This window comes from Pseudomonas arabinosi (genome assembly GCF_047758675.1).
Taxonomy (GTDB): domain Bacteria; phylum Pseudomonadota; class Gammaproteobacteria; order Pseudomonadales; family Pseudomonadaceae; genus Aquipseudomonas; species Aquipseudomonas arabinosi.
On the sequence record NZ_CP180480.1, the window covers coordinates 5,279,128 to 5,283,732 of the forward strand.

Below are 4,605 nucleotides of genomic sequence, written 5' to 3' on the forward strand. Positions count from 1 at the left end.
TTCCGGTTTTACGTTCGTGCTGCGTCTAATAATCATTCCTATTAACAAAAACTCTGCACAACACTTTTTCAGGAGCTCAGGTAAGTAATGCGACCTCAAACACGCCGCACACCTCTCGCGCTGGCCGTACAGCGCCCGACTTTGCATCGCACCCTGTTCACAAGCGTACTGCTGACCGCCACCTTGCTGGGGAGCTCGATGGCCAATGCTGCACCTGTGAAAGTGAACATTGCAGTCCAGCCGCTTTCCAACGCGCTGACCCAGTTGGGCATGCAGACTAACCTGCAGATCCTTTACAGCCCGGACCAGGTCGCAGGGATCAAGTCCCGCGCGGTGTCCGGTTCGTTGGAACCGTCCGACGCCCTCGCCGCCCTGCTGAAAGGCACTGGCATTTCGTTCCAGATCAGCGGCAATACCGTCACGCTGGTAAGCGGCGGCGGTTCGAGCCTGCAACTGGGTGCGACTACCATTTCCGGCCAGGCCCTGGGCCTGACCACTGAAGACACCGGTTCCTACACCACCGGCGCGACCACCACCGCGACCAAGCTGCCACTGACCCTGCGTGAAACGCCGCAATCGGTCACCGTGGTGACCCGTCAGCAGATGGACGACCGCGGTGTCACTAGCGTCGCCGACGCATTGCGCAACACCCCTGGCGTCACGTCGCAGAAGTACGACAGTGACCGTACTGAGTTTTCTGCTCGTGGTTTTGCCATCACCAACTTCCAGTACGACGGCGTCAACATTCCTTACGACGGCGTTTACGGCGAGAACCCCAACAACAGCGACGACGCGGCCAGCCTCGACCACATAGAAGTCATCAAAGGCGCCACCGGCCTGATGACAGGCGCTGGCGACCCGTCCGCCACGGTCAACCTGATCCGCAAGAAACCGACCAAGGACTTCAAGGCCTCGGTCAGCGCTACCGCAGGTTCCTGGGACAACTACCGCACCGAAGGCGACATCTCCGGTTCGCTGACCGATTCGGGCAACGTGCGCGGTCGTTTCGTTGGCGCCTACCAGGACAAAGGTTCGTACATCGACCACTACAGCCAGAAAAAAGACATTTACTACGGCATCCTTGAAGCCGACCTGACCGACGACACCCTGCTGACCTTGGGCGTCGACAAGTCCAGCGCAACGCCGCGCGGCAGTTCGTGGACCGGTAACGCGCCGTACTTCACCGATGGCAGTCGTACCGATTTCTCGCGCAGTTTCAACCCGGGTGCCGACTGGAGCCGTCGTGATTTCGACAGCGTCACCTACTTCGCGTCGCTGGAACAAGCGCTGGCCAATGACTGGAAATTCAAGGCCAGCTTTGATCAGAAAACCACCGATCACGATACCCAACTGGCTTCGGCCAGCGGTGGCTCCGCTGACCCGGTTACTGGCGAAGGCAACTTCCTGTACTGGGGTCGCTGGGAAGGTCATCGCGTGCAGAACTCCGCTGACGTAAACGTCTCCGGCCCGTTCTCCCTGGGCGGTCGCGAGCATGAACTGGTGGCTGGCTTCATGGCTTCCCACTCGCGCCAGACCGGTGCGACCTACGACACCAGCGCTTTCGAACTGGTGCCGGGCAGCATCTTTGACTGGAAAGGTCACCTGCCGAAACAGGAATTCCCGAAAAACGGCAAATACGAACGCACCCAAAGCCAGAACGGTCTTTACCTGGCCACCCGCCTGCGCCCGACCGACGACCTGTCGTTCATCCTCGGCAGCCGTCTGAGCACCTTCAAGTACAACGAAGATTACTCGTACTATCCAGGCGCTACCCAGACCGGCACCCACGCCAGCTACAAGGAACACGGCGTCGTCACGCCTTACGCCGGTGTGGTCTATGACCTGGACGATACGTACTCGGTCTACGCCAGCTACACCAAGATCTACCAGCCACAAATCTACAAGGACGTGACCGGTTCGACCCTCAAGCCAGTTGAAGGCGACAGCTACGAAACCGGCATCAAGGCGGCTTATTTCGAAGGCAAGCTGAACGCCAGCTTCGCCTTGTTCCAGATCGAGCAGGACAACGTCGCGCAATACGTCACCACCGACGTAGGCACCGGCCAAGACGTTTACAAAGCCATCTCCGGCGCCACCACCAAGGGTGTGGAACTGGAACTGGCCGGCGAACTGGCGCAGGACTGGAACGTAACTGCCGGCTACACCTATGCCCGTACCCGTGACGACGAGGAACAACGTATCTTCGGTTTCCCGCTGGCCTCCAGCAAACCGGAACACGTAGTGCGTACGTTCACCACTTACCGCCTGCCTGGCGCGCTGAACCAGTTCACCGTCGGTGGTGGTGTCAGCTGGCAGAGCGCTTTCTACGGCCAGAGCTACAGCCCGAACGTGGGTAACGGCGAAGGCGGCAGCACCATGCTCAAACAAGGCGGCTACACCCTTGTGGACCTGATGACCCGTTATCAGTACGACGAACACCTGAGCTTCACCGCCAATGCCTACAACGTCTTCGACAAGAAGTACATGTCGGGCCTTGGCAACTTCGGCACCACGTTCTACGGCGAGCCACGTAACCTGCAGATCACCGCGAAGTATGATTTCTGAGTGGCTGAGCTGAAATGAAAAATGCCCGTATCGCGAGATACGGGCATTTTTTATGGGTATGTGGAAAGCTCTGAAACTTGGGTTTGACTCAAGATCCACCAGCCCCCCTTCACCACAGGGCGCAGTGGCTACTCAGCCGAATCAAGCCTATCCAGCGCCCGGTTCACCGCCAGCTCCCCCAGCATGATGACTTGCGCAATGCCCAGCAGGGAGTTGCGACTCGGCCCGTCCATTTGATCCGCCAGGTCCAGGGTCATGACATTGGCCGAGGCCAGCGATTCGCACGCATGGGCCAGCAGGGTTTCGGTATCGAGCTCCGGGTGGACGATGAACAGGGTGCCGGGTGTGCGTGGGGTGGTTTTGAACATAGTGGTGCTCCTTGATTAGTGGAGCTGCGACCGTCCGCGGTCAAACGAATAAGGTGGCAGCTGTACGCGGGTTGACCGACCGGAAATCAAGGTATCCGGCACACCCGAAGGTGTCCCGCGCACAGCCACCGCAAAAAGCCTGAACTTCTCTTGGGCATGTGCACGCCTTGATTAACTCGGACGGTCAAATCCGGACGCTGGTTTTCAGCGACCGGGAAACGATAAAACCCAGGCTCAAGGCGCACAAGCCGGCGGATTCTGGCGTAGTCGTAGGCAACGACGCAAGGCGTTGTAGCTTTCAGGAAGTAACCTGCAGGTCTTTTAAACACGCCGGCTCAAGCCATGTTTAAACGCGGTCCATGTGGGAGCGAGCTTGCTCGCGAAAGCGGTGTGTCAGGCAACGGCGATGTCGACTGACACTCCCTCTTCGCGAGCAAGCCCGCTCCCACATTTGATCTCGGTCGCACACAGACTCTGTGCCCACTGTAGATCTAGTGTGGGAGCGGGCTTGCTCGCGTAGAACGATGACATGGTGCGTGCTGGCTCAGATCAGACCCGCGAACGCACCCACCCCGCCACTTCCGAATGAATCCCTTCCACTTCCCCCAACAACCCCGCCATGCGCAAAAAGTCATGGGTCATTCCAGGCTGTTCCAGCAACGTCACCTCATTCCCCGCCGCACGCAGTCGATCCGCATACGCCAGCCCTTCGTCATGCAACGGATCATGCCCGGCCAGGTACACCAGCGCCGGCGCCACGCCCGACAGATCCTCCGCCAGCAACGGCGAACATCGCCAATCCGTCAGGTCTTGCGGCGTACGCCCGTAATGCGCATAGAACCAATCCAGCGTCGGCGTCTCCAGCAAATAACCCTCGGCGAAATCCCGATGCGACGCGCGCTTGGTGGTGGCATCCGTCACCGGGTACACCAACAATTGCGCCTTGGGTTTCAACGCCAGTTCCTCAGGTTCACGCACCGCCATGATCGACAACACCGTCGCCAATGTCGCGCCCACGCTGTCACCGGCCACGGCCACCCGCGTTGCGTCCAGGCCATGTGCCGCGCCTTCACGCACCAGCCAGTTCCCCGCATCGCAGGCATCCTGCACCGGCGTCGGGAAGCGCCATTCCGGCGCCAGGCGATAATCCACCGTCAACAAGGCAAAACCGCCCTGTGAGGCCAGCCGCCGGCACAGCGCATCATGGGAATCGAGACTGCCGACCACGTAGCCACCGCCATGGAAATACAACACCACCGGTTGCAGCCCATCGACCGGTTGCCCGTCGCGATACACCCTTGCCGACAGGCTGTGGCCATCTCGCGCGGCGATGATGAAGTTCTCGCAGGCAACGCTGTCCAGCGGCACATCGAGAAACCCCGACGACGCTTCGAAATCGATCCGCGCCTGTTGTGGCGACTGTTCATGCATCGCGCGACTTTTGCCGGTCATCCGGCCGAACTCGGCGAGTTCTAGAAATGCTTCAAGTTCTGGCAACACAGCCATGGAAAAATCCTTCTACACAAATAGGTCAATACAAAATCTTGAAACGAGCGGAGCTTTTGTAGGAGCTGTCGAGTGAAACGAGGCTGCGATCTTTTGATCTTGATCTTAAAAAGATCGCAGCCTCGTTTCACTCGACAGCTCCTACAGGGGACCGTGGCGCTCCCGT

General features: G+C 59.3%; 2 protein-coding genes and 1 pseudogene. 1 reads left to right on the forward strand and 2 read right to left on the reverse strand.

What is annotated here, in order from left to right:
- The first annotated feature begins 87 nt into the window (after positions 1–87).
- Positions 88–2,565 (forward strand): TonB-dependent siderophore receptor, encoded by a 2,478-nt coding sequence (locus tag ACMXYJ_RS24635; RefSeq protein WP_415757291.1) that lies wholly within the window; start codon positions 88–90, stop codon positions 2,563–2,565.
- A gap of 128 nt (positions 2,566–2,693) precedes the next feature.
- Here the strand turns inward: ACMXYJ_RS24635 and ACMXYJ_RS24640 are convergent.
- Positions 2,694–2,921, reverse strand: a pseudogene (locus ACMXYJ_RS24640) (DUF6124 family protein); the annotation flags it as partial.
- Positions 2,922–3,482: 561 nt separating this feature from the next.
- Entirely contained in the window at positions 3,483–4,439 is a 957-nt protein-coding gene (locus ACMXYJ_RS24645) for an alpha/beta hydrolase (RefSeq protein WP_415757292.1), read from the reverse strand.
- Positions 4,440–4,605 lie beyond the last annotated feature (166 nt).

Bases quoted from the DNA above. Each gene is read 5' to 3' on its own strand.
- ACMXYJ_RS24635 (WP_415757291.1), top strand. From the start codon at position 88: ATGCGACCTCAAACACGCCGCACACCTCTCGCGCTGGCCGTACAGCGC.
- ACMXYJ_RS24645 (WP_415757292.1), bottom strand. From the start codon at position 4,439: ATGGCTGTGTTGCCAGAACTTGAAGCATTTCTAGAACTCGCCGAGTTC.